We start from the raw sequence: 25,855 nt of genomic DNA on the forward strand, positions 1-25,855 counted from the left end.
AGGCGGCCGCCCTCGACGACGCCGCCGGGCAGGACCAGCCGGGCGCCGGCCAGTGCGGTACGGTCACGGTCCGCGGTGGTCACGCGGTCACCTCCGGCGCTGCTCCGGGCAGCCGTAGAACTGAGTGAAGTTGCTTGTTTCATAGCCATGATAGTCAGATTCGAGCGGACGACCAGACCTACGACCTGCTCGCCGAAATCAGTCCGACCCGGCGCCACCCAGGGGTTTGGCTCCGGACCGGGCTAGAATCGCGTCATGCTCAAAGCTGATCGCGCCACCCGGATCCTCTCGCACGTCACCGAAGCGGGGAGCGCCGATGTGCACGCGCTCGCCGAACTCCTGGACGTCTCGACCGCGACCGTGCGCCGCGATCTCCAGGAGCTCCACGAACAGGGTCTGCTGCACCGCACCCGGGGCGGCGCGGTGACCGGCTCGGTCAACCTCGAACTGCCGCTGCGCCACCGCGGCGAGAAGCAGCGGGAGGAGAAGCGCCGGATCGCCCTGGCGGCCGCCGAACTCGTGCCGGAGGGCGCGGTGGTGGGCCTCAGCGGCGGCACCACCACCAGCGAGCTCGCCCGGGTGCTCGCCGAGCGCACCGGCATCACCGTCGTGACCAACGCGGTGAACATCGCCGCCGACCTGATCGTCCGCCCCGAGGTGCGCCTCGTGGTGATCGGCGGCATCGCCCGCACGGCCAGCTACGAACTGGTCGGTCCGGCCGCCGACCGGATGCTCTCGCAGTACCACCTGGACATCTCCTTCATCGGGGTCGACGGCCTGACGGCGCAGGAGGGCTGCACCACGCACGACGAGATGGAGGCCCAGACCGACCGGGCGTTCCTGCGCAGCAGCGCGCGCTCGGTCGTGCTGGCCGACAGCACCAAGGTCGGCAAGGTCACCTTCGCCCGGATCTGCCCGCTCTCCGACGTCCACGACCTGGTGACGGACGATGGCCTGACGGACGCGCAGCAGCGGGCCGTCACCGGCTGCGGCGTCCGGGTCCGGCGGGCCTGACCGCCGACGGGCCCCGGGGCGCGGCCTGATCCACCGGCCACGTCCCAGGGCCCCGGTTCAGGCCCGGCGGCTCCGTTTCAGGCCTTGACGCCGCCCGCCGTCAGGTCGGTGCGCCAGAACCGCTGCAGCAGCAGGAAGGCCACGACCAGCGGGACGACCGAGACCAGCGAGCCCGTGACGACCAGGTTGTACGGGGTGTGGTCCCGCAGGCCGTTCCAGTAGTAGAGGCCGAGGTTGACCGGCCAGAGCTTCTGGTCGGAGAGCGTGACCAGCGGCAGGAAGAAGTTGTTCCAGATGGTGGTGAACTGGAACAGGAAGATGGTCACCAGCGCCGGCGAGAAGATCCGCAGGACCACCGTGAAGAAGATCCGGAACTCCCCCGCCCCGTCCATCCGGGCGGCCTCCAGGATCTCGTCCGGGACGGACGCGGCGGCGTAGATCCGGCTGAGGTAGACGCCGAACGGGCTGACCATGCTCGGCAGCAGGACCGCCCAGACGGTGTTGACCAGATGGGCCTTGGACAGCAGCAGGTAGACCGGCAGGGCGAGGAGCGGCGCGGGGACGAGCACCGCGGCGAGGATCGTGTTGAACACCGCCTCGCGGCCCCGGAACCGGTACTTGGTGAGCGCGTAGCCGGCCATCGCCGCGAGCAGGGTGGCGGCCGCGGCGCCGACGCCCGCGTACAGCACGGTGTTGAGGAGCCAGCGGAAGTAGAGCCCGTTGTTGGCGGTGGCCAGGTCGTGCAGGTTGTCGCCGAGGTGGAGGGTGGAGAACCAGAAGCCGCCGCTGCCGAAGAGGTCGCTGCTGCTCTTGGTGGAGGCCACCAGCAGCCACCAGGCGGGCAGCAGGAAGTAGGCGGAGAGCACGAACAGGACGGCCGTGCCGAGGACGTTGGGGCGCGGCCGGCGGCCGGGGGCACCCGGGTGGGCGGGCCCGGCCGGGCGGCGGCGCGCCGGGCGGGCGGTCTCGGGGCGGCGGCGGAGGTCGGCGGTGCTCATGCGGTCACCCGGTTTCCGGTGATGCGCACCGAGAGGCGCAGGAAGGTGAAGGACAGGACGCAGGTGGCCAGGGCCAGCAGGACGGCGATGGCCGCCGCCTTACCGTAGTCGTTGGTGCCGAACGCCGCGTTGTACGCCGCCATGTTGGGGGTGTAGTCGGCGGAGACGGTCGAGGCCAGCGAGTGCAGGACCATCGGCTCGGTGAAGAGCTGGAGGGTGCCGATGATGGAGAAGATCCCGGTCAGCACCAGGGCGGGGGCCACCAGCGGGATCTTGATGTGCCAGGCGGTCCGCCAGGGGCCGGCGCCGTCGAGGTCGGCGGCCTCGTAGAGCTCGCTGGGGATGGCCTGGAGGGCGGAGAGGATGACCAGCATGTTGTAGCCGGTCCAGGTCCAGGTGACGATGTTGGCCATCGACCACAGGACGGTGCCGGAGGAGAGGAAGTCGGCGTCGATGCCGATGTCCCGCAGCCCGGCGACGAGCGGGCTGGTGCCGGGCAGGTAGAGGAACGCCCAGAGGATGGTGGCCACGACGCCCGGGATCGCGTACGGCAGGAAGTAGGCGAGCCGGAAGAACTTCCGCAGCCGGGTGCCCTTGGCGTCGATCAGCAGGGCGAGGCCGAGGGCCAGTCCGAGCATCACCGGGACCTGGACCACGCCGAAGAGCAGCACCCGGCCGACGCCCGCGAGGAACGAGCCGTCACCCAGGGCCGCGGTGTAGTTGTCGAGCCCCGCGAAGACCGTTCTGGCCGGGCCGAAGCCGAGGCCGGAGCGCTCCACGCGGTACAGGCTCTGCCAGAGCGCGTACCCGATGGGCAGCAGGAACAGGACGGTGAACAGCAGGCCGAAGGGGGCCAGGAAGCCGAGGGCCGCGCGGTTGCGGGACGGCGTCCGTCGTGCGGTGGCGGCCTTCGGGGCGGTGCGGCCCGGCGCCGCCGGGGTTGCTGCGCTCATCTGGGGTTCTCTCTCGTGCGGGCGGTGGTCGGTCCCTCGGGCGTGTCGGGCACACCCGGGCCGGCGGACCGCGCGGGGTCCGCCGGCGAGCCGGTCAGCCGGTCAGCCGGCGGTGACCGTCAGCCCCTTGGACTTCATCGCGTCGACGGTCTTGTTCTGCACCGTGCCCAGCGCCGCCGTCAGGTCGCCGTGGGCGGCGACGGCCGCGCCGAAGGCGTCGGTGAGGTCGCTGGAGGTCTGGGTCATGGTCGGGCCCCAGCTCCACTTGGGGGCCTGCGCCGTCGCCTGCTTGAAGACATCGAAGATCGGCTGGTTGCCGAAGTAGGCGCTCGGCTTCGCCAGCGCCGGCGCCGACGTGCCGCTGGTGGAGGCGGGGTAGATGCCGGCCTTGTCCACGAGGGTGCCGACGGCGGCGGCGTCCGTGCTCATCCAGTTGGCGAAGCGCAGCGCCGCGGCGGTGTTCTTGCAGCCCTTGACCACCGCGGTGGACGAACCGCCGTCGTTGCCGACCGACTTGGCGCCGCCCTGCCACTGCGGCATCGGGGCGACCGCCCACTTGCCGGACGCCTGCGCCGCGTTCTGTTCGAGGATGGAGGAGAACCAGACCGGGCCGGGGTAGGCGGCGAGCGTGCCGTCCTGGAGGTCCTTGTAGAGGTCGGGGCTGAAGCCCTGCTCGGACTTGACCTGGCCCTGGTCGATCAGGCCCTGCCAGTACTTCGCGACCTTGGTGGTGGCCGGGTCGCTCGCGAGCGAGACCTTCCAGCCCTTGCTGTCGGTGCCGAACCAACTGCCGCCGGCCTGGGCGGACATGCCGGCGAACCACCACGGGTCGTCCGGGTTGAACACGCTCAGGTACCCGTTGGGGTTGGTGGCGTGCACCTTGGCGGCGTCGGCGGCGAACTCCTCCCAGGTGGCCTGCGGCTTCAGGCCGTACTGGGCGTACAGGTCGGTGCGGTAGTAGAGCGCCATCGGGCCCACGTCGACCGGGATGCCGTACACCTGGCCGCCGACCTTCACCGCGTTCCAGGCGCCGTCCCCGTACTGCGACTGGTACTGCCCGGCCTCGCCGCTGACGTCCTGGACGGCGCCCTCCACGACGAAGCTGGGCAGCGACTCGTAGCCGACCTGGGCCAGGCAGGGGGCGTTGCCGGCCTTGACGGCCGCGAAGATCTTGGCGTAGCCGCCCTTGCTGCCCGACACGATCTTCTCGAACTTGACCTTGGCGTCCGGATGGGCCGCGTTGTACTGGGCCACCGCCTCCTCATAGCCCGGCGCCCAGCCCCAGAAGGTGACCTCGGCGGACCCTCCGGCGCCCGAGGCGCCGTCACCGCCCGATCCGCAGGCCGCGATGCCGGCGAGCAGCGGCAGCGTGGCGGCGGCGGCCAGCAGGCGGGTGCGGATTCGTGTCTTCGCCATGAGGATCTCGTCCTTTACGTGTACTGGCCCTCGGCCGGCGCGGCGCGGTGTCGGGTGGACGGCGGCCGGCGCGAGCGGGTGCGGTGCGGTGAGGGTGCGGTGCGGTGAGGGTGGGGGTGGGGGTGCGGTGGGGGTCGGCAGGGTGCCCGGGTTCCGGAGGTTCTGGGGCCGGCCGGGAGTGCCGCCGCGCGTCGGCGGCTTCCTCACCGGGCCGAGTCCGGCTCCGGGGCCGGGTCCTGGTCCGGGCCCGGTCCGGGTGTCGGTGGTCGCGTGCCCATCGGACCACCGCCTGCTCTATGGTGCGCAGTTCGGATGAGTATTGCTCAATATCGAGCAGGTTCCTAGGGCTTCGGAGCACGAAGCGGTCTCGGTTTCGACACGGCCCGTCGCACGGAGAGCCGGGCGGCAGGCCGGGCGACGGGCCGGGTGCACGGAGCGTCAGCCCAGGTCGGGCCCGGCCACCAGGTGCACGGCGGGGTCGCCGGACCCGTCGAGTTCGAGGACGGTGATCTCGTTCGTCCCGCTGCGCAGAACCGGCCAGGGCAGGAAGAGCGTGCACTGCGGTCCGCGGTCCCAGTAGCGGCCCAACAGGAAGCCGTTGACCCAGACGTAGCCCTTGCCCCAGCCCGGCAGCGCCAGGTAGCCGTCGGCGGGCTCCCCGACCTCGAAGGCGCCGCGGTGGAAGGCCGCTCCGGGGCCGGCGGCCGGAGCGACGGCCGCGTCCCAGGGGAGCCGGTCCGGTGTCCCGTCGGCCAGCGGCATCGGGTCGGCCGTCCACCCGTGCAGGTACTGCTGGGTGTGCAGGGCCCCGGCAATCCCCTTGCGGTCGCCGATCCCGGCGCCGTAGTTGACCCGGCCCATCGACTCGACCAGCAGTTCCAGCCGGGCACCCGCGCCGGGCACCGGGACGAGCAGGGGCTCGTGCTCGACGTCGCGCTCCAGGGTGGCGAGGTGGGCGCCGTCGACGCGGACGTGGGCCCGGTCGGCGAGCCCCTCGACGGTCAGCGGGTACGCCGCGCGCGGGCCGGGGATGGTCGTCCGGTAGCGGACGAGGCCGTGCGGGAGGCCGAGTTCCTCGAAGGAGAGCGGGACGGCGGAGCGGACCTCGCCGGTGGACAGCTGGTCCACCACGTCCGCCAGCGGCAGGGACCGGTCGAGCTCCACCCGGCACGCCGGCAGCGTGGCCGGGAGCTCCTCGGGCTCCGGCACCGGGCCGTCCGCGTACGCCGCCAGGACCTCCCGGAAGGCCCGGAACTTGGCCGTGGGGGCGCCTCGTTCGTCCAGCGGGGCGTCGTAGTCGTAGGAGGTGACGGTCGGCTGGTAGCCCCGGCCGGTGCGCGGGTCGGCGGTGTTGGCGCCGGCCCAGGTGCCGAAGTTGGTGCCGCCGTGGGCCATGTAGAGGTTGACGGAGGCCCCGGCCGCCAGGATCTCCCGCAGGGCCTCGGCGGCGTCCTCGGCCGGGCGGGTGGTGTGCGGCTCTCCCCAGTGGTCGAACCAGCCGTTCCAGAACTCCATGCACATCGGCGGGTCCTGGGGGCGGTGGCGGCGCAGCTCGGCGAAGGCCTCGGTGGCGCGGCTGCCGAAGTTGACGGTGGCGAGGTGGCCGGGAAGGGCGCCGCCGGTGAGGAAGAAGTCCTCCGGCCCGTCGGAGGTGCAGAGCGGGACGTCGATGCCGCGGGCGCGCAGGCCGTCGGCGAGGTGGGCGAGGTAGGCCCGGTCGGTGCCGTAGGAGCCGTACTCGTTCTCGATCTGGACCATCAGGACGTTTCCGCCGCGGGTGGTCTGGTGCGCCGCCAGGATCGGGATCAGCGTGTCGTACCAGCGGTCGACGTGGGCCAGGAAGCGCGGGTCGCCGGTGCGCAGCGGCAGGCCGCGGCCCGCCGTGCCCGGTTCGGCCAGGAGCCACCAGGGCAGGCCGCCGTTCTCCCATTCGGCGCAGATGTAGGGGCTCGGGCGGACGATCGCGTGCAGTCCGGCGTCCGCGGCGGCCCGCAGGAAGGCCTCCAGGTCGGCGATGCCGGTGAAGTCGTACGTGCCGGGGCGGGGCTCGTGCAGGTTCCAGGGGACGTACGTCTCCACGGTGTTGAGCCCCATCGCCCGCAGCATCCGCAGGTGGCGCGGCCACTGCCCGGGCAGGCTGCGGAAGTAGTGCAGGGCGCCGGAGAGCAGGCGCAGGGGGCGCCCGTCGAGCGTGAACCCGGTCCGGGAGATCTGGAGCATGAGTGGTCCTTGAGGGGGTGGTTCGGGGGACGGTGTCGGCCGGGGCCGGGTCATCCGGCAGTGCCCGCGACGACGGGCAGGAGCCGGCCGACGGCCTCGGTGATCGCCCCGCGGCCCGCGGCCAGGTACGCGCGGGGGTCGACGCCCCGCTCGTCCGCCGCCAGGTGGGACCGGACGGCGGTCGTCATGGCGATGCTCAGGGCGGTGCCGATGTTGACCTTGGCTATGCCGCCGTGGACGGCGCGGCGCAGTTCGTCGTCGGGGACCCCGGAGGAGCCGTGCAGGACGAGCGGGACGTCGAGGGCCGCGTGCAGGGCGGCGAGCAGGTCGTGGTCGAGCCTGGCGTCGCGGGAGGTCATCGCGTGGGAGCTGCCGACGGCGACGGCGAGGGCGTCCACGCCGGTCTCCTCGACGAAGCGCCGCGCCTCTTTGGGGTCGGTGCGGGCCCCCGGTGCGTGGGCGTCCAGCGGCCCCCGGCCGTCCTTGCCGCCGACCTCGCCGAGTTCGGCCTCCAGCCAGAGCCCGGCGCCGTGCGCCCAGACGGCGGCCTCGCGGGTGGCGGCGACGTTCTCCGCGTAGGGCAGGTGCGCGGCGTCGTACATCACCGAGCTGAACCCGCATTCGGCGGCCTGGCGGAGCAGGACGCCGGTCTTCACGTGGTCCAGGTGCAGCGCCACCGGGACGGTGCTCGGCTCGGCGCAGCGCACGGCGGCCGCGGCGAGCGGGGCCAGCCGCCCGCCGTGGAACCGCACCGCGTTCTCGCTCACCTGGAGGATCACCGCGGTGCCGGCGGTCTCGGCGGCGGAGACGACGGCCTCGACGTGCTCCAGGGTGATGACGTTGAAGGCGGCGACGGCGCCGTGCCGGGCCGCGGCCCGGGCGACGAGGCCGCCGGTGGCTGCCAGGGGCATGAACTCTCCTGTCGGGTGGGGCTGTTCAGTCGGAAGGAGCTGAGCCGGCGAAGGGCGTGGCCGGGGTGACCCGGACCAGCGGGAGGTGGCCGTCGTAGGCCTGCGGGTCGAACCGGCCGGCGTACGGGGCCTGGACGGCGGCGGCCGACAGGGCCACCGCGTGGGCCAGCGCCGCCGGCCACGGCGTGCGGTCGGCGAGGGCCGCGGCCAGCGCCGCGACCGCCGCGTCCCCCGCGCCGGTCGGGTTCCCCCGCACGACGGCCTCCGGGGGCAGCCGGGCCCGCCAGCTGCCGTCCGGGGTGACGGCGAGGAGCCCGTCGGGGCCGAGCGAGGCGACCACCGCCCGGGCGCCGGCGTCGACGAGGGCGTGTGCCGCGCGGAGCGGGTCGGCGATGCCGGTGGCGCGGCGCAGTTCGACCGCGTTCGGCTTGACGGCCGTGGGCCCGGCCGCCAGTGCCCCGGTGAGCGCGGCGCCGTCGGCGTCCAGGACGACCGGCACGCCCTGGTCGTGGGCGAGGCGGACCAGGTCCGCGTAGGCGTCGCCCGGCAGGCCCGGCGGCAGGCTCCCGGACAGCACCAGGGCCCGGGCGGTGGGGAGCAGACCGCGGACGGCGGTGCGCAGGGCCGTCCAGTCCTCGGCGGAGAGCTCCGGTCCGGGCTCGTTCAGCACGGTGGCGTCGACGGCGTCGACCACGGCGACGGTGCGCCGGGTCGACGTGCCGGCGGCGAGCGGGACGCCCAGGCAGGCGATGCCGGCCCGGTCGAGGTCGGCCCGCAGCACCGCGCCGGTGGGTCCGCCGAGCGGCAGGACGGCGGTGGTGCGCCGGCCGAGGCCGTGCAGCACCCGGGCCACGTTCACGCCCTTGCCGCCGGCCTGTTCGTGGACGGAGGCCACCCGGTGGCTGGTGTGCGGGCGCAGCGCCGGCACACCGTAGGTGATGTCCAGGGCGGGGTTCGGGGTCACGGTGACGATCACGGCGCCGGGCTCCCTTCCGGGGCCGCTCGGCCGGCCGCCGCGTCCAGGGCGCGCAGGCCGGCGCCCAGGCAGCCGGCCCGGTCCCCGAGCGCGGCGGGCACCAGGCGCGGCGCGACCTGGATCCGGGCGCGCTCGGCCAGGGCGGCGGCCAGCGGGGCGAGCAGCAGGTCGCCGGACTCGGCGAGGCCCCCGCCCAGCACGACCAGCGGCGGGTCCAGCACCAGGGCGGCCGTCAGCAGGGCGTCGGCCAGGGCGTCGACCGCCTCCTGCCAGACGGCGCCGGCCGCCCCGTCCCCCTCGGCGGCCAGCCGTGCCACCTCCGGTGCGAGGGCGGGCCGGCCGGTGGCCTCGGTGTAGCGCCGCGCCACGGCGGCCGCCGAGGCGTAGGTCTCGGCGCAGCCCCGGGCCCCGCAGGCGCACGGTTCCCCGCCCGGGCGCACCACGAGGTGGCCGATCTCCCCGGCCCGGTGGTGCGCGCCGGGCAGGGCGCGGCCGCCGGTCATGACGGCGGCGGCGATGCTCGTGCCGACCGGGACGAACAGGAAGCGCTCCTCGCCGCGCCCGGCTCCGAGCCGGGCCTCGGCCACGCCGCCGGCGCGCACGTCGTGGGTGACGGCCACGGGCAGGCCGGTGCGCTCGGCGACGAGGTCCCGGAACGGGACGTCCCGCCAGCCGATCGTGGCGGAGTAGACGCCCGTCCCCGTGGCCTCGTCGACGATGCCGGGAACGGCCAGGCCGACGACGTCGACCTCCGCGCCCTGCCGCCCGGCCTCCCGCCGCACGTCCGCGACCAGGTCGACGACGGTGGCCACGACGGCCTCCGGGCCCCGTTCCCGCCCGGTGGCGCGCCACGCCTGGTGCCGGACGGCCGCCTCCCGGTCCAGCAGGGCGGCCTTGATGCCGGTGCCGCCGACGTCCACGGCGACGACCAGACGCTGCCCGGTCATGGGCTGACGCCGGTCGGGCACGGGCTGACGCCGGCCGGTCGAGGGCCGAGGTCGGTCGGTCGTGGTCCGAGGCTGGTCGGTCGTGAGCCGAGGCTGGTCGGTCATGAGTCGGCGAGCACCACGGACCGGGTCAGGTTGCGCGGCTGGTCCGGGTCCAGGCCCTTCGCGGCGGCCAGCGCGGCGGCCAGCCGGTGGACGCGCACCAGTTCCGCGAGCGGGTCGAGCCGGCCCTCGATCCAGCGGGCGCCGGTGCCCCGGACCTGCTCCGCCAGGCCCACCGGTGCGGCGCCCAGCATCCAGGTGGCGGTGGACGGCGCGGCGATGCTGATCGGGCCGTGCCGGTACTCCATCGCCGGGTACGCCTCGCTCCAGGCGAGCGCGGCCTCGCGCAGTTTGAGGCCGGCCTCGTTCGCCAGCCCGACCGTCCAGCCCGTGCCGAGGAAGGTGAACTGGGTGCAGTCCACCAGGCCTTCGGGCAGCGGCTCCGCCAGGGCCGCCCGGCCGTCGGCCTCCACCGCCTCGGTGTGCAGGCCCAGGTGGGCCCGCAGCAGGGTGAGCGCCGTGGTGGCGAACCTGGTCTGCACCACGGACCGCTCGTCGGCGAAGTCCAGCACGGCGATGTCGTCGGCCGCGGTCATCACCGGCGTCCGCGGGTCGGCGGTGACGGCCGCGGTGCGGACCTTTCCGCGCACCCGCTCCAGCAGGGCCAGCACCTCGGTCGTGGTGCCGGAGCGGGTCAGCGCGATCACGCGGTCGTACGAGCGGACGCCCGGGAACTCGGAGGCGGCGAAGGCGTCCGTGACGCCCTGTCCGCTCGACTCCCGCAGGGCGGCGTACGCCTGGCCCATGAACAGCGACGTCCCGCAGCCGATCACCGCGACCCGTTCACCGGCCTCCGGCAGCGCCGTGCACTCCGCCGCGGCGACTTCCGCCGCGCGGCGCCAGCAGTCCGGCTGGCTGGCGATCTCGGCCTCGACATGGGTCGCCATCGGCCACCTCCACTTGATTGTTGCTGATACCTGCTTCTTTCTGGCCAGATTCAAGCATCTTCAAGCACTCCATGGAACCCGTCTGCGCAATTTGTTGCTCAGAGGTGTTGACAGTTGCGCGCAAGAAGGCCGGATACTGCATGCCATCGCCGGGCTCGGCCGTCGCGCCCCCAACGACGACCGGCGGGCCCGAGCAGCACCGCCCACCCCCGCCCCGACGGTGCAGCACCGAAGGAGACCTCGTGTCCGCCCCACCCCGCAGAGCACTCGCCGCCGTCCTCGCCCCCGCGCTCCTGGCGCTGAGCGCGGGCCTCGCCCCGGCCGCGTCGGCCGCCCCCGAACCGTCAGCCGCCCCGGCCGGCGGCCCGTCAACCGCCCCGTACACCGTGAGCGTCGGCAAGCCGGTCGGCTACGCCCACCCCACCGACACCCCCGCCGTCCCGTACACCGACAAGGACGGCACCTTCTACTTCCAGCAGTCCGCCGCGCTCTACGGCGCGAACGACCCGCGGTACTGGGACTTCTTCACCGGCAAGGACTTCGACTCCGCCACCCGGTCGAGCGCGCTCAGCAACGCCGTCAACCCCGCCAACCCCCAGGACCGCAACAACGACACCACCTGGCGCTGCAACAACAGCCCCACCGGCCTGACCTCGACCTCCGCGCCCGCCGGGTCGGGCTACGCCCAGAAGAACTACTGCGACCTCTCCGGCATCTGGGTCGACCCGGACACCGGCGACTGGTACGGGCTGGTGCACAACGAGTTCACCCCGCAACCCTTCGGCGACGGCCTCCACTTCGACGCCATCGACTACGCCGTCTCCAGCGACCAGGGCCGGACGTGGACCATCAAGGACCACGCCATCACCTCGCCGTACAGCACCCAGCGGGGCGACACCGCGGCCTTCCCGAACCAGACCTTCGACTACGGTGACGGCGACCAACGCCTGTTCGTCGACACCGCCTCGGGCTACTTCTACGTCTACTACGGCTCGCGGATCGTCGACAAGGGCGGCAGCTGGAAGGCCTTCCACGAGCACGTCGCCCGCGCCCCGATCGCCGCCAAGATGGCACCCGACTCGTGGCAGAAGTGGTACGACGGCGCGTGGTCGCAGCCCGGCACCGGCGGCCAGGAGAGCAACCTGGTGCCCGCCGACTCCGCCCACCCCACCGGCTACACCCCGGTCGCCGACGAGTACGACCCGGCGAACACCGGCACCGTGGCCCAGCAGGTCGCGGCCGGCACGATGCCCCCCACCTCACCGCTGTTCGTCATGGACATCACCTACAACGCCTACCTCGGGCTGTACATCGCCGAACCGCAGGCCGTCGACCAGAGCGGCTCGGCGCCCCAGCAGTACTACGCCACCGCCGACCTCGCCAGCCAGAAGTGGGTGCCGATCGGCGACACCGGCGGCTACCACACCGCGTCCTGGTACCGCTGGTTCCTCGACAGCGCGAACCGCACCAACACCACGATCGTCGGCAAGACCTTCCGCTCGTACTGCGCCTTCGGCTGCTCCAACGGCGCGTCCGGCGAGTACGTGGACGTGACGATCGACGGCACCGCGCCCGCCGCTCCCCCCGTCGACCCCGGCAAGACCTACCGGATCGGCAACGCCGACGGCCGGGTCCTCGCCCAGGTCGCCGGCGGCCCGGCCACCACCTCGCTGGCCGCCGACACCGGCTCCGCCCTGGAGGCCTGGAGCTTCACCACCAACGGCGACGGCTCCTACCGGATCGCCAACGCCGCCACCGGCCGCCTGCTCGGCGTCGACTCCACCGCCACCGCCGGCCGCGCCTGGGGCGCCCGCCCCACCGCCACCGCCGCCGGCCCGGGCGGGCCCACCGTCGGCCAGCAGTGGTTCGTCATCCCCGGGAAGTCCGCCGACGGAACCGCCACCGGCACGTTCAAGCTGGTCAACCGCTACAGCGGACTCGTCCTCGGCCTCTCCGCCACCAACAGCCGGTCCACCGAGACCACCCCCACCCGCAGTTGGGCCGACACCACCGGCAACCCCGTCGGCGGCACCCGCGGCCCCGGCGAGCAGACCCTCACCCTGACCGCCACCGGCACCGTGCCCAACCCCCCGCTGGACGGCACCCACACCCTGACCACCGCCGGCAAGGCCCTCGACGACCCCGGCCACTCCACCGCCCAGGGCACCCAACTGGTCACCTGGGCCCCCAACGGCGGCCCGAACCAGACCTGGGTGCTCACCCGGCAGGCGGACGGCGGCTACCAGATCGCCAACGGCGAGTCCCACTTGTGCATGGACGTCGACGGCGGCTCCACCTCCGCCGGCGCCAAGGTGATCCAGTGGGCCTGCACCGGCGGCGGAAACCAGCGCTGGCAGCTCACCCCGGCCGCCGGCGGCTACCGGATCACCTCCCAGAAGAGCGGCCTGCTCCTCACCACCGCGTCCACCGCCGACGGAGCCCGGACCACCCAGCAGCCCGACACCGGATCACCCCTCCAGGTCTGGGCGGTCAACTGACCACCCGGCAGTATCCAACCTCCCTTCCCCCTCGGTCAGTTGGCGAGAATCTGCCAGTGCGGAAGCGGGCCCGTTGACCTCCGGTCCGCCGGGCGTTTGGCTCTCCCCAGTCAGTTGTGCGGGCGGTGCCACCCACCAGGGTGGCACCGCCCGCGCCGTCGTCACTCACCAAAGGGAGAACCCCACCTCATGACCACCACACACCCCCGGCGCGGGCTGCTGCGCGGCGGCTGCGCCCTGCTCGCAGCCGTACTGGCCGGCCTCGTCGCACCAGCGGCCGAAGCGCATCCGCGCACGGGCGGGATCACCCGGGTGAGCGTCGGCCTCGACGGCGCGCAGCCGGACGGCGCGTCCGCCGCCCTGGGGCTGAGCGCCGACGGCCGCTACGCCCTGTTCTCCTCGGACGCGACCAACCTGGTACCCGGCGACACCAACGGGGCGACGGACGTCTTCGTCCGGGACCTGCGCACCGGCCGCACCCAACGCGTCAGCGTCGGCGCGGACGGCGCCCAGCTCGACGCCCCCACCACCCAGGCATCGATCAGCGGCGACGGCCGCTTCGTCACGTTCAACACCAAGGCCACCAACGTGCTGCCCGGCCACAAGGCCAACAGCGGCGGGGAGGTCTACCTCCGCGACCTCCGGGACGGCGTCACCGAGCTGATCACCGCCGGCGACCCGGCCGCCACCGGCCAGGACGGCCGCATCTCCCGTGACGCGGTGGCCAGTTGGGACGGCCGCTTCGTGGCCTTCTCCTCCTCCCGGACCGACCTCGCGCCGGTCGGCACGTTCAGCAAGGAGAACATCTACGTCGCCGACCGCCGGGAGGGCACCACCCGCCTGGTCACCCTCGGGGTGAACGGCAAGCCGGGCAACGGCGACTCCTACCTGCCCTCGATCAGCGCCGACGGCCGCGTCATCGGCTTCAAGTCCCGCGCGTACAACCTGCTCCCGGCTCCCGCCCAGACCCCCGCAGCCCCCGCAGCCCCTGGGGACCACGCCGACCACGGCGACTCCCCCGCGATCCTCGGGCACGCCTCCTACCCCTTCTACGTGTTCGACCAGCACACCGGGGTGATCAGCGGCGCGAGCACCGACCCCGCCGGCCAGCTCGCCAACACCGGCCTGGACGCCACCCTCAGCCCCGACGGGCAGTACGCCGTCTACACCCTCGACGCGCCCGGCGGGCCGATCCTCAACCGTCACCAGGAGCTCTACACCCGCGACCTGCGCTCCGGCACCGTGGCCAGGGTGACCACCCCGCTGCCCGGCACCACCACGGTCGGCTCCGCCGGTCGCGGCACCATGTCCTACGGCGACCGCTGGGTCTACTTCGTCTCCGACGCCGGCAACCTCGTCCCCGGCGTCGACGGCGGGCGGCAGAACGTGTTCCGCCGCGACCTCGCCACCGGAGCCGTCGAACTCGCCGGCGCGGCCGAGGACGGCACGGCGAGCACCGGCACCTCGGACAACCCGTACACCGACGCCTCCGGCAGCGCCGTGCTGTTCACCTCCGAGGACGGCACCCTCGTCCCCGGCGACACCAACCACGTCCCGGACGTCTTCCTCCGCCGGCTCCTCGCGCACTGACGGCGGACGGGCTGTTACGGGTGCTGACCAGGCGGGTTCCGGAATCCGCCGGCGAAGGGCGGGACCACCGGTCATCCCGGCCACGAAAAGCATGATCCGGCGGGGAGGAACAATGGCAACACCCGTAACAGCGTTCGGGCGAAAACCCTGCCGCCCGGCGTCGCCAGCACATAATCACCACATACTTACCCCGAATTGTAAGGCCACTGTCAAGGCACCAAGGTGCGCCAGGCCGCAGTGACTTCAGGACACTGTCGGGGATTTGGTTTTCAACATCCCTCGGGCGACGGATGCTTGTACGTACAGTCTCCGTTCTTTTGGCGCTGCCGTGCTATCCGCAGGCCAGTCCACGGAGTTTGCAGCAGGACGTGCTGCTCCCGGCGACGACTCGTGAGGTCGATCGTGACAATGAGAAAAGCCTCAGGAAGTCGATAGCCGTATCTGTCGAGACGGCACCCAATCCAACCGTCCAAGGAATAGTCCGAGACGGAACGAGGGTAAAAGTGAAGGCCCTTCTCTACCACTTCCACGGAATCGACGACTTCGATTTCTCGACCATCTCACCCGAGGACCTCCCCGAGGTCCAGAAGGCTGCGGAATCCCGTGAGTACGGAATTCTGCCGACCGTCTACCTGCGCCGGGAGAATCTCCCCCGCCTGGTGGAGGTCCTCCAGGAGTACCACCGGCTCGAACAGGCGAACGCGGTTCCCAACATCGCCGGTTTCGCGATCGAGGGCCCGCTGCTCGGGCCGCAAGGAGGGGTACCGCGGGCCGGACGGTGGTTCCCGTCGGCGAAGGAGTGGGACGTCATCGCGTCCCTCGGCCCGCTCGGCCTGCGCTACATCGTGATGGCGCCCGACGCCATGGCCCTGGACGAGCGCATCGACGCCGGCCCCACCTTCGCCGACCTGCTCACCAGCTTCTACGAGCAGGGGCTCCGGATCGCCGTGGGGCACTTCCACCGGGAGGCGCCCGAACGCAGTGCCGTCCGACTGCGGGAAGTGCTCGAATTCCTGCACAGCCGCTACGACTCCTCGCCCTACCTGGTCCTGACCGACCATCTGTACAACGACACCCCGCGGAACTTCACGCATTCCTGGCGCACGCCGCAGGAACGGGTCAACCGCGAAGCCGAGTTGCGGCGGGTGCTCGATCCCGACTGGAACGAGACCGACCTCCGGGAACTGCTCGGCCCTGTTCCGGCCGAAATGCTGCGCTCCGCACGCGAGTCCCTCCTGTACCCGTGCATCAACTTCGACGGGTACCACGTCGACCTCGAAATCTGCCGGCGCACCGTCGAATACCTGGGTGTGGACCGCCTCATCGCGCTGACCGACCACACCGAGGTCGCCACGATGGCCCAGGAACCGCTGACCCGGAGTGACCACAATCCGCTGTGGCTGCGTGACGACGGGGCCGTGGCGGCGGGGTCGAGCGGTTATGAGAAGCAGCGGCAGAACATTCTCTCCATCGGATTCGACGACGCGGCGGTCCACCGCATGTTCGTCGACAACCCCGTGACGGCGGTCGGATACCGCATCAAGAAGGGCGCCGCGTAAGGGCCTGGAGGGCCGGAAATCGGAAAAGGCATCGGGACAGGAACTCACGGCCACTCGGGCGTTGCGCCCCGGCCACTTCCTCGACCGTGTCGTGCGGACCGGGGACACGGCCGCCGCCACCGCGGCGCTCCTGGTCGTGTCCCCGGCAGCCGACGGCCCGCACATCCTCCAGGACGACGTCCGGCTGCGGCGTGGCCACGCGGATCCGCCGCGTGGCCAGGCCGCTCCGGGTGTGACACACATTCGCGAACCACGAGAGGGGACCAAGGCATGAGCAAGGTTGTCGTCACGGGTGGCGGCGGGTTCATCGGCTCGCACATCGTCGACCGGTTGTGTGCACAGGGACACCGCGTCCTGGTGGTGGACGACTTCTCCACCGGCGATCGGGCCAATCTCGCCGAGAGCGAGGCCCGTTGGCCCGAGTTGAGCATTCTCACGGCCGACGTGGTCGACGAGTCCACCGCGGCCGCGGTGGAGGACTTCGCGCCCGAGGTGCTGCTGCTGCTGGCCGCGCAGTTCAGCGTGAAGGTGTCGATGCGGGATCCCCTGCTGGACGCCCAGGTCAACGTCATCGGCCTGGTCCGGATGCTCGAAGCGGCGCGGCGCAGCCGCAGCCGCAAGGTCGTGTTCGCCTCCAGCGGCGGGACGATCTACGGGCCCGCCGGTGAGGACGGGGTTCCCATCAAGGAGTCCGCGGGCCGTGTGCCCAGTTCCTTCTACGGGCTGACCAAGTCCGTCGCCGTCGACTATCTGCGCCTCTACCACGAGACCTACGGCCTGGACTACGTCGCGCTCGCCCTCGGCAACGTCTTCGGCCCCCGCCAGACCCCGTTCGGTGAGGCGGGAGTCGTCTCCATCTTCGCGCAGCGCATGCTCTCCGGGCAGACCTGTGTCATCAACGGGGACGGCCTGCAGACGCGCGACTACGTGCATGTGAGCGATGTGGCCGATGCGTTCGTGCGGGCCATGGACCAGGGGCACGGTCTGATCAATATCGGTAAGGGCGGGGAGAGTTCGGTCCTGGACATCCACCAGGCGGTCGAGAAGCGGACCGGCCGTTCGCTGCCGCCCCGCTTCGGGCCGCCGCTGGCGGGAGAAGTGCGCAGGGGGTGCCTGGATCCCTCCCGCGCCCAGGCCCAACTGGGCTGGACCGCCCGGACGACGCTGGAGGACGGGGTCGACTCCGTCGTGTCCTGGCTGGCCGCACGCCCCCTGCCGACGGAGGCCTCGCCCGAGGCGGGGCAGACCGGTCAGACCGGGCAGACGGGGCAGACCGGATGAGGCTGGCGGGGATGATCCTGGCAGCCGGGCGCGGCAGCCGGATGGGAGCACTCACCGCCCAGACGCCCAAGCCGCTCCTGCCCCTGGCGGGCAAGCCGCTGCTGGGACACCTGCTGGACCGGTGTGCCGAGACCGACGTCACGGACGTCTACCTCAATCTGCACTACCAGGCCGAGCAGGTCCTTCGCTTCCTCGACGGCACCACGGTGAAGGTGCCCCTCCACGCCCGGACCGAGCCCCGCCTCACCGGGCCCGCCGGGGCGCTACGGCTGTTCCACGAGGAACTCGCCGCCTTCGACGCCGTGCTCGTCACGTCCTGCGACGTCATCATGGGCGAGCCGCTCCAACGGCTCGTCGACGCGCACACGCGCGGAGGGTACGCCCTGACGTTCGCCTGTACGCGGATCCGGCAGGCGCGCCGCTACGGCGTGCTGTACATCGACCCCGGTGGTCTGATCCGCGGCGCCCGGGAGAAGCCCGACGTCCCCGACGACGAGACGCACTGGATCAGCGCCGGGGTGTACTGCCTGGACCCCCGCATCATCGCGCACATCCCCGAAGGCGTCGTCTACGACTACGCCAGGGAACTCGCCCCCGCACTGATGGCCGCCGGCGAACGCGTGGGGGCGCACCGGCTCACCGGCTACTGGCGGGACGTGGGCACTCCCGACTCGCTGCGCGAGGCCGGCGAGGACGCCGGCCGTGGGCTCATTCCCTGGCTCACCGAAAGGGCGGACCGATGAAAGTCCTGATGCTGACCTCCAGTTACGAGCCCCTGCACGGCGGGGCCGAGACCTATGCGCGGCTGTTGTGCGAAGGGCTGGTGGCCGACGGCCACGACGTCGTCATCGCGACCGACGGGTCATGGCTGGACGACCTACCCGGGGAGCGCGAGGAGGACGCGGGGCGGGTCGTGCGGCTGCGCGACTTCGCGGACCGCGTGGACGCCCGGGACAAGGTGCGATGGCGACAGATGCAGTACTCCGTCCTCGACGAACTGGGGGCCGTGCTCCAGGGCGAGAGCTTCGACGTCGTCCACGCCAACAGCCATGAGACGCTCATCCTCGCGAGCATCGTGGCACTCGAAACGGACGCCGCACTGGTGTGCTCGCTGCACGAGCAGAACCCCGACCTGGAGCGGTTCGGCCACGGCCGGTGCCGCCTGTCGTACCAGACCCTCCCCGTCGACATGCACTTCGTCCCCAGCCGCTTCTTCGCCGAGCGCGCCGCCCGCTTCGGCGCCCCCGCCGACCGCATCAGACTCGTCCACAACGGCGTTCCCGACGCGCCGCCGGACGACGTGGCCCGGAACCTGCGCTCCGCACTGCGCACCGAACTCGGCGTCACCCCCGACCAGCGGCTGATCGTCCTCCCGGGCCGGATGTCCGCCCGCAAGGCCCAGCTCGACCTGGCCGCGGCGCTGCCCCTGGTCACGGCGGAGTTGCCCGAGGTGCGGGTGCTCCTGGCGGGGAGGGTCTCGGACTACGCGTACGAGAAGAGCGTGTGGGGCCGACTCGAACACGAGGGTGTGGCAGAACTGGTCACTCTCCGCCAGGACTTCGGCGCCGAGGCGATGCCTGCCGTCTACGCCGCGGCGGATCTGGTGGTCCAGCCCTCCCTGGCGGAGGGACTGCCGTTCAGCGTGGTCGAGGCGATGCGCGCCGGCAAGCCCGTCGTCGGCACCCGCGTCATCGGCATCAGCGACGTCATCACCGACGGCGTCGACGGACTGCTCGTGCCGGCGGCCGACCCGCCCGCACTGGCCGCAGGGATACTGCGGGTGCTCACCGACGAGGCGTTGGCCGCCGAGCTGGCGGCCAACGCGAGCACCACGGCGGAACGGGAGTTCAGCAGCCGGAGGATGGTCGCGGACACCCTGGACGGCTACCGGGTGGCCGTGGCGCGCCGTCGGCAGTCGGCGTCCGCGGCCCCGGCCTCGGCCTCGGCCTCGTGAAGGGGTGACCGTGTCCGACTACGCGCGACTGGTCAAGGCCTACGACATTCGCGGGGAAGTCCCCACCGAACTCGACGGTGAGGTCGCGGAACGCGTCGGCGGCCTGTTCGTACGCTTCACCAACGCCCCGCAGGTGGTGGTGGCCAGGGACATGCGCCCGTCCTCGGCCATGCTGGTGCGGGCGTTCAGCGACGGCGCCCGCCGGGCCGGTGCCGACGTCATCGACGCCGGGCTCGGCTCCACCGACTACCTCTACTACGCCAGTGGATCGCTCGGACTTCCCGGCGCCATGATCACCGCCAGCCACAACCCCGCGAAGGACAACGGCATCAAGCTGTGCCTGAGCGGCGCGGCCCCCCTCGGGGAGAACACGGGCCTCGGCCGGATCCGCGACTGGCTCGTGGCGGGGGAACGCGCCGCACCCGCCGCGGACCCCGGCACCCGTACGGAAAGACCACTCCTCCAGGAGTACGCGGCACACCTGCGGCAGCTCGTCGACCTCACCGGGATCCGGCCCCTCAAGGTCGTCGCCGACGCGGGCAACGGCATGGCCGGCCTGACCGCCCCGGAGGTCTTCGCGGGCCTGCCCGTCGACCTCGTCCCGCTCTACTTCGAACTCGACGGCACCTTTCCCCACCACGAGGCCAACCCCATCGACCCCAGGAACCTCGTCGACCTCCAGGCCGAGGTCCGCAGGCAGGGGGCCGACGTCGGACTCGCCTTCGACGGTGACGCCGACCGCTGCTTCTTCGTCGACGAAGGCGGTCAGCCGATCTCACCGTCCGCCGTCATCAGCCTGATCGCAGGCCGGGAGCTGGCACGGCACCCCGGCTCGGCCATCGTGTACAACCTGATCACCGCCGAGGCCACGGTGCGGAGCATCCGCCGCCACGGCGGACGCCCGTTCCGGTCCCGCGTGGGGCACTCCCACGTCAAGGCGCTCATGGCGCAGCACGACGCGGTGTTCGGCGGAGAGCACTCCGGACACTACTTCTTCAGGGACTTCTGGCGTGCCGACAGCGGCATGCTCGCCGCGCTCCACGTGCTGGCCGCCCTCGGTGGACAGGACCGGCCGCTGTCCGCCGTGATCGCCGCGCACAGCCGGTTCGCGCTGTCCGGCGAACTCAACTGCGTCGTCGCCGACGTCGCGGCCACGATCCGGGAGGTGGAGGAGCGCTACCGGCACCGGGCCGGGGTGACCACGGACCGGCTCGACGGTCTGACGGTCGGTCTGCCGGGCGGAATTCGGTTCAACCTGCGCCCGTCGAACACCGAACCGGTCCTTCGGGTCAACGTGGAGGCGCACGACCAGGAGACCATGGAGCACCTCCGGGACGAGGTCCTCGCGTTGATCCGACCGTAAGACGTTTCTGACGGTGCGTCGGGGAGTGTCCGGGTTGCGCCGGGTCGGCCGGTGACGCCGGTAGTCTGCTCCCGGATTGCGAAGCCGGTGATCGCCTCGGCGCGGTGTCCGGGGGCGGTCATCGGCGTGGGCGGCGGATTACCGGCGGCCTGACCCGGCCTCGCCCCACCCCTGCCTACGGCACTTCGAAGAAGGGCATCCCATGGACTTGGCCCCGTCCTGCGACCATGTCGACGGCGGCGCAGGGGTGTCGCCATGACGGCGCCCGTCCCCCCGGGCGCCGCACGGCTGTTGACCGTGTGCGTCGCCTCCGTCGGAGGGCTGCTGTTCGGCTACGGAATCGGGGTGATCGCCGGAGTCCTGCGGCTGGTCGCCGACATCTTCACCCTGTCGTCGTGGCAGCAGGGGGCGGTCGTGTCGGCCGCCCTCCTCGGCGCGGCGCTCACCGCCCTCACCAGTGGGCGGCTGGCGGACAGGTTCGGACGCCGGCCGGTCATCGGCGCCGCCGCGGCCGTGTACGCCCTCGGAACGGCGGCCTCGGCGGCGGCCTCGGGCTCCACCACGCTCCTCATCGGGCGGTTCCTCGTCGGACTCGCCCTGGGGGCCGTCTCGTTCGCGGTCCCGCTGTACATCTCCGAGATCTCTCCGCCCGCCCGACGCGGCGCGCTCGTCACACTGAACCAGCTCATGATCACGATCGGGCTCCTGCTGTCCTACGTGGTGGCCTATCTCCTGGAACCCGTGGGAGCCTGGCGCTGGATGCTCGCTCTCGGGCTCCTGCCCGCGTGCGTGCTGCTGGCCGGCATGTGCCTGGTGCCCGAATCGCCGGACTGGCTGCACGCCAGGGGAGACACCGCCCGGGCGGCAGTCGCCGCCCGGCGCCTGTCTCCGCCCGACCCTGGCGGCGCAGCCGTCCGACCCGGTGGCCGCCCCGCGACGGCGACCGCCACCCGGCCCACCGCCGGCTCCGCGACCGCAACCGTCGCCCGGCCCGTCGCCGCCCCCGCCGCGAGCCTCCGGCAGGCCTGCGCGCTGGCCGGTCCCCGCTGGGTCGCACTGGGGCTGGCGATCGCCGTCCTGGTCCATCTGACCGGTCTGAACACCGCGATCTACTACGTGCCGACCATCCTGGGCGGCAGCGGCATGACCGCTGCCGGAGGCATCCGGGGAGCCGTCCTGGTCGGGCTGTGCAACGTGGCCGCCACCGTCGTCACCATCGTTCTGCTCGACCGGGTCGGCCGCCGGAAGACGATGATCGGAGGACTGCTGGTCATGGCGGTCGCGGCCGTCGGCATCGCGGTCGCGCAGCCACTCGGACACACGGGGGCGCCGACCGCGGCGCTGCTGTGCGTCTTCATCATGGCGGGAGCAGTGGGCCCTGCCGCCGTCTTCTGGGTCTACATCGCCGAGATCTACCCGGCAGGTGCCCGCGGAGTGCTGATGAGTCTGGCCACCGCGGCCCACTGGGCAACCGACTTCGTCGTGGCGACCACGTTCCTCCCCCTCGTGCAGGAGCTGTCGCTCGGCGGGGCGTTCGGTGTGTACGCGGCGATCAGCGCGGCGTCCGCCCTCGCCCTGGCCCGCTGGATGCCCGAGACCCGTGGCCGTCTGCTGCTGTGAACGGGCCGGGCGCGAGGCTCCCGCGCTCGCGCCCGGGGTGGGCTTCGCCCGCCGCCACCTGACGATGCGCCAGAATTGCCGTCAGCCGAGCAATCAGCCGCGCGTCCCCGAAGGTAGGCATCATGACCCGCTACAGCGTCGACCCGAACCGGCACGAGCTCATCGCCACCTGGGGAACCGGCGAAGGCGACCTCGCCACCCGGATCACCGCCCTCCCGGCCGACGCACCCAGCGCCACGCTCCTGCGCCTGGCCGGCGCGCTCACCCGCCTGTCGGAAGCGGCCTGGCGCACCTACACCCACCCCGCCAGCGCCGCCGGCTCCCTCGAACCCGACACCGAGGGCTGGCGCCGCGAGCAGGAACGCGACACCTTCAGCGACGTCGCCGAAGCCGTGGCCGCACCGAACCTGCCCCACGGCGGCCTGCTCACCGTCTCCTACAGTCCCCTGCTGGAATCCGCCCACCAGGCCGGCCGCGCCCTGCACGCCCTCGACGAACCCGAGTTGACGAAGGCCGTCCTCGCCGAGACCGTCACCGAACTCACCGCCGTCGAGAGCGCCGAACTCGGCAACCTCACCGGCCGCGCCCAGCAGGCCGTCCTGCTCAGCCGCGAGGACGCCTCCCCCGTCCAGGTCGCCGCCGCCGACCACCTGCTGGAGCAGAACCCCTTCGGCTCCCTCGCCCTCTTCTCCGACATCGACCCGACCGCCGCCGCCGTCGCGGCCGCGCACTGGCTCGCCGCCGCGGCCGAGGTCGCCGCCGACGCCTCCGGCCACGACGCCACCGCCGTCCTGCTCGAAGCCGACAACATCGAGGACCTCCCGCACCAGACCCCGACCCTCGTCCTCGAACTCCTCGACGCCGGCCACACCCCCCACGACGCCGTCACCGGCCTCGTCCGCCACGCCCTCCACATCGCCGACGGCCTCCTCCCCGACCCCGCCGGCCTGCGCGAACAACTCGAAGACCTCGACGGGGCCCTCGACGACTACACCGAGGACTACACCGACGACGAGGAGACCGACCCGGAGGACACCGGCCTGCGCCTCACCCCCCTCGACCCCAGGCGCCCCGCCCGCGACCTCCTCGAAGACCTCCTCGCCGGCATCCACGGCTGCTGGGTCCTCCACACCGAGTACGACGACCTCGACGAAGAGCACCTCGGCACCGACGACGAAGGCCCGGACGACGCAGGCCCGGACGACGCGGACCTGCACGACGCGGACCTGCACGACGCGGACCTGGACGACGAACGGGCCGCACAGCACCGGCACCAGAGCCGCGAGAACTTCGCCCGCCTCGTCCGCGCAACCGCCGCCCGCCACCGCGACCGGCTCCTCTGACCACACCTCCCCGCTCCGACGGGGACGGCGGAGTCGCCCCTACCCCCCGGCAGCAGCGGGGGCAGGGGCGATCCAGAGGTTGCCGTCAGCCTCTCCGCAGGCCGCCGTCGGCGCTCTGCTTGCCGCCGGTCAGGAACCGGTGGGGGTGACGTTGCACCGCTCTGCCGGGAGTTCGCCGAGGTAGCCCTGGGCGATGAGGCTGTTGACCTTGTAGTCGCCCTGGAACCCTGCGGGCTTGAGGGTCTGGTCGAGCCACTCCTGCACGCCTCCGCCGGGCATCCCGTAGAAGGCGGCCACGTGCCCCTTCTGCACCCTGAACTCCTTCTCGGCGGACAGGCAGTGGTAGCCGCCGTTGAGGGCGTCGGGCGTGACCGCCATCTGGACGAAGGGCGTTCCGGGATCCGCGAGGTACCCGCCGCCGTTGAGGATGTCGCCGAACCGGATCAGCTTGGTCCCGATCGGCACCGTGTACACCGTCTGGTCGAGCTTGCCGTCGAGCCTCTGGAAGCCACGGTCGGGCGCGTACGCCCACCGCTTGTCCGTCGCGTCGTAGTACAGCTGGACGAAGTGGCTGGCACTGAGCCCGCCGAAGCGCTGGTACCCCCTCAGCAGCGTGGCGGCCGGCTCGTCGTTCGGGATGGCGGCCGGCCCGAATCTCTCCTGGGCGCAGTAATACTTTTCGGCCATCGGCGAATCGGTGACGTCGGGCGGCGGCGGGCAGTCATCGGGAACGACCGCCGCGGCCCGCACGGACTGCGCGTTCACCGGCTGTGCGTTCACCGGCTCTGCGTTCACCGGCTGCGCGGCAGCGGCGCCGCCTGCGGCGGTCAGTCCGGTGATCGGGAGGGCGCAGGCCAGGGAGGCGGCGAGCATCGTTCGCACACGCATGCAGTACTCCGGTTTCGTGGGGAGGGAGCAGAGGGGGCGCCACGGCGGGGAAGGGGGAACAGGCACACGACACAGGCCGCGAGGGGGACGACACACAGCAACCGCCCACACCGTGCGCGATGGCCGCCGACGGTGGGACGGAACGTCAACTACGGGTGTTGGATGCGAAATCCGGCGGTTTCGCCCTCGTCCGCGTTCTCCTGACTTCTCCGCCGTTTCCGGCGCCGCTTCGAAGTCCGCTACTCCGTACCCTCCCCGGAACCGGCCGATTCCCCGCTCAACCCGACCGGGCTACATCCGGGCGTACGGCCTGGCGGTCCCCTTCCTCGGCGGCGGGGCACCCTGGCGGCTGCTGCCGGTGGCGGCAGGCGACGGCCCGGCGGGTCGCCCGGCCGGCGCCGCCCGCCGAAAGTGCTCCGTGCCGTCCGGACGGCCCAGCACCGCTCGTGGTCCGGGCGTGCAGAACAAAGCATGGAGAGCACGAACCGGGCGGCTGCGGGCATGCACGTGCCCACCGACGGCCGAACGGATGAGCGGGATGACCGGAGGGTTGTGCGTGATGCGTACGCTGTACACCAGCCAGGGCGGCGGCCCCCGGCTGCCGCGGAGCGTGGCCGCCCTGGCCGCGGCGGCAGGAGCGGCCGTCCTCCTCGTGGCGTCGTGCTCATCCGGGAGCTCCTCCGGGCCCGCGACGCCGACGAACGCGGCGGGGGCGACGCTGTCGGAGGCACCCAACCCGTCGAGCTTCTCCGGGGAGCCGCCCTCCGCCTTCGCCTCCGCGCTGGAGTCGGCCTCGGCCTCGGTAGCCGCACGCTCGGCCTCGGCGGCGGCCGCCGCCTCGGCGTTCGAGGCATCGGCGGACGCGCAGGCCGCGCAGAACCGGGCGAAGGCGACCGAGGTGCTCAAGACCGTGGAGGGCCCCGGCAACGCCACCGCCGACATCACCCTGACCGGCGTGCCGCGGTCCACCACCGGCGGCCTCCACGCCGCCGTCGTGACCATCGTCAACAGCACCCGCGAGGCCGCGTCCTACGCGGTCCAGGTGGACTTCACCGACGCGTCGGGCCACGCCGTCGACTCGGCGATCGTCGGCGCCGAGAACCTGGCCCCGGGCGGGAAGGCCAGTCCGATCGCCTTCAGCCGCCAGCCGGCCGATCTGGCCCTGGTCCCGGTCGTGGTGAAGGCCCAGCGCTACTGAGCCCAGCGCTCCTGAGCACACCCCGACCGGGCAACGCCCGACGTCCCGCCGGCTTCCGCCGGGCGCTGGTCAAGCACGGGCTGCGGACCGCGGTGATCCCGATGTCGACCATGTTCGCCTACAGCTTCCTGGGCATC

20 protein-coding genes are annotated in these 25,855 nt (G+C 72.6%); 11 read left to right on the forward strand and 9 right to left on the reverse strand.

Annotated features, from left to right (window positions below):
• Nucleotides 1-255: 255 nt before the first annotated feature.
• Nucleotides 256-1,014, forward strand: a complete 759-nt coding sequence (locus tag AB0R04_RS37355; protein ID WP_363378426.1) for a DeoR/GlpR family DNA-binding transcription regulator — start codon at nt 256-258, stop codon at nt 1,012-1,014.
• Between the two features lie 77 nt (nt 1,015-1,091).
• On the opposite strand, the gene AB0R04_RS37360 is transcribed toward AB0R04_RS37355, so the two are convergent.
• From AB0R04_RS37360 to AB0R04_RS37395, 8 genes are all read right to left on the reverse strand, one after another.
• Nucleotides 1,092-2,012: a carbohydrate ABC transporter permease gene (locus AB0R04_RS37360; protein WP_363378428.1), complete on the reverse strand. Its 921-nt coding sequence runs from the start codon at nt 2,010-2,012 to the stop codon at nt 1,092-1,094.
• Nucleotides 2,009-2,965, reverse strand: a complete 957-nt coding sequence (locus AB0R04_RS37365; RefSeq protein WP_363378430.1) for a sugar ABC transporter permease — start codon at nt 2,963-2,965, stop codon at nt 2,009-2,011. The genes AB0R04_RS37360 and AB0R04_RS37365 overlap by 4 nt, the downstream gene beginning before the upstream one ends.
• A gap of 102 nt (nt 2,966-3,067) precedes the next feature.
• A complete protein-coding gene (locus tag AB0R04_RS37370; protein WP_063345958.1) occupies nt 3,068-4,381 on the reverse strand; it encodes an extracellular solute-binding protein in 1,314 nt (437 codons plus the stop codon).
• Between the two features lie 438 nt (nt 4,382-4,819).
• A complete protein-coding gene (locus AB0R04_RS37375; RefSeq protein ID WP_363378432.1) occupies nt 4,820-6,601 on the reverse strand; it encodes a beta-galactosidase family protein in 1,782 nt (593 codons plus the stop codon).
• Between the two features lie 50 nt (nt 6,602-6,651).
• Nucleotides 6,652-7,512, reverse strand: a complete 861-nt coding sequence (locus AB0R04_RS37380) for a class II fructose-bisphosphate aldolase (protein ID WP_363378434.1) — start codon at nt 7,510-7,512, stop codon at nt 6,652-6,654.
• Nucleotides 7,513-7,537: 25 nt separating this feature from the next.
• Nucleotides 7,538-8,488 (reverse strand): hexose kinase, encoded by a 951-nt coding sequence (locus AB0R04_RS37385; RefSeq protein ID WP_363378436.1) that lies wholly within the window; start codon nt 8,486-8,488, stop codon nt 7,538-7,540.
• On the reverse strand, nt 8,485-9,435 hold the full coding sequence (locus tag AB0R04_RS37390) for an ROK family protein (RefSeq protein WP_363378437.1): 951 nt from the start codon (nt 9,433-9,435) through the stop codon (nt 8,485-8,487). The genes AB0R04_RS37385 and AB0R04_RS37390 overlap by 4 nt, the downstream gene beginning before the upstream one ends.
• 101 nt (nt 9,436-9,536) lie before the next feature.
• On the reverse strand, nt 9,537-10,424 hold the full coding sequence (locus AB0R04_RS37395; protein ID WP_363378439.1) for an SIS domain-containing protein: 888 nt from the start codon (nt 10,422-10,424) through the stop codon (nt 9,537-9,539).
• A gap of 242 nt (nt 10,425-10,666) precedes the next feature.
• Here AB0R04_RS37395 and AB0R04_RS37400 point away from each other — a divergent pair, with 242 nt between their 5' ends.
• The 9 genes from AB0R04_RS37400 to AB0R04_RS37440 all read left to right on the forward strand — a co-directional run bounded on the left by AB0R04_RS37400 (nt 10,667) and on the right by AB0R04_RS37440 (nt 23,632).
• Nucleotides 10,667-12,922, forward strand: a complete 2,256-nt coding sequence (locus tag AB0R04_RS37400; RefSeq protein WP_363378441.1) for an RICIN domain-containing protein — start codon at nt 10,667-10,669, stop codon at nt 12,920-12,922.
• Nucleotides 12,923-13,111: 189 nt separating this feature from the next.
• Nucleotides 13,112-14,512 (forward strand): hypothetical protein, encoded by a 1,401-nt coding sequence (locus AB0R04_RS37405; RefSeq protein WP_363378443.1) that lies wholly within the window; start codon nt 13,112-13,114, stop codon nt 14,510-14,512.
• Between the two features lie 356 nt (nt 14,513-14,868).
• Nucleotides 14,869-16,071 (forward strand): hypothetical protein, encoded by a 1,203-nt coding sequence (locus tag AB0R04_RS37410; protein WP_363378445.1) that lies wholly within the window; start codon nt 14,869-14,871, stop codon nt 16,069-16,071.
• A gap of 270 nt (nt 16,072-16,341) precedes the next feature.
• A complete protein-coding gene (locus AB0R04_RS37415; RefSeq protein ID WP_363378448.1) occupies nt 16,342-17,352 on the forward strand; it encodes an NAD-dependent epimerase/dehydratase family protein in 1,011 nt (336 codons plus the stop codon).
• 11 nt (nt 17,353-17,363) lie between these two features.
• Complete coding sequence (locus AB0R04_RS37420; protein ID WP_363378449.1) at nt 17,364-18,095, forward strand: NDP-sugar synthase; 732 nt, start codon at nt 17,364-17,366, stop codon at nt 18,093-18,095.
• An 8-nt stretch (nt 18,096-18,103) separates the two neighbouring features.
• Nucleotides 18,104-19,306, forward strand: coding sequence for a glycosyltransferase family 4 protein (locus tag AB0R04_RS37425; RefSeq protein WP_363378451.1), 1,203 nt, complete (start codon nt 18,104-18,106; stop codon nt 19,304-19,306).
• Between the two features lie 10 nt (nt 19,307-19,316).
• A complete protein-coding gene (locus AB0R04_RS37430) occupies nt 19,317-20,669 on the forward strand; it encodes a phosphomannomutase/phosphoglucomutase (RefSeq protein ID WP_363378453.1) in 1,353 nt (450 codons plus the stop codon).
• A gap of 255 nt (nt 20,670-20,924) precedes the next feature.
• Entirely contained in the window at nt 20,925-22,289 is a 1,365-nt protein-coding gene (locus AB0R04_RS37435; RefSeq protein ID WP_363378455.1) for a sugar porter family MFS transporter, read from the forward strand.
• 122 nt (nt 22,290-22,411) lie between these two features.
• Nucleotides 22,412-23,632: a hypothetical protein gene (locus AB0R04_RS37440; protein ID WP_363378457.1), complete on the forward strand. Its 1,221-nt coding sequence runs from the start codon at nt 22,412-22,414 to the stop codon at nt 23,630-23,632.
• Nucleotides 23,633-23,761: 129 nt separating this feature from the next.
• Here the strand turns inward: AB0R04_RS37440 and AB0R04_RS37445 are convergent, their stop codons facing one another.
• The gene (locus tag AB0R04_RS37445) at nt 23,762-24,520 is read right to left on the reverse strand and encodes a TNT domain-containing protein (protein ID WP_363378459.1); all 759 of its coding nucleotides are present in this window, start codon (nt 24,518-24,520) and stop codon (nt 23,762-23,764) included.
• Between the two features lie 559 nt (nt 24,521-25,079).
• Here AB0R04_RS37445 and AB0R04_RS37450 point away from each other — a divergent pair.
• Nucleotides 25,080-25,718: a hypothetical protein gene (locus tag AB0R04_RS37450; protein WP_363378461.1), complete on the forward strand. Its 639-nt coding sequence runs from the start codon at nt 25,080-25,082 to the stop codon at nt 25,716-25,718.
• The last annotated feature ends 137 nt before the right edge of the window (nt 25,719-25,855 follow it).

The organism is Kitasatospora sp. NPDC056731 (assembly GCF_040687675.1).
Classification (GTDB): Bacteria; Actinomycetota; Actinomycetes; order Streptomycetales; family Streptomycetaceae; genus Kitasatospora.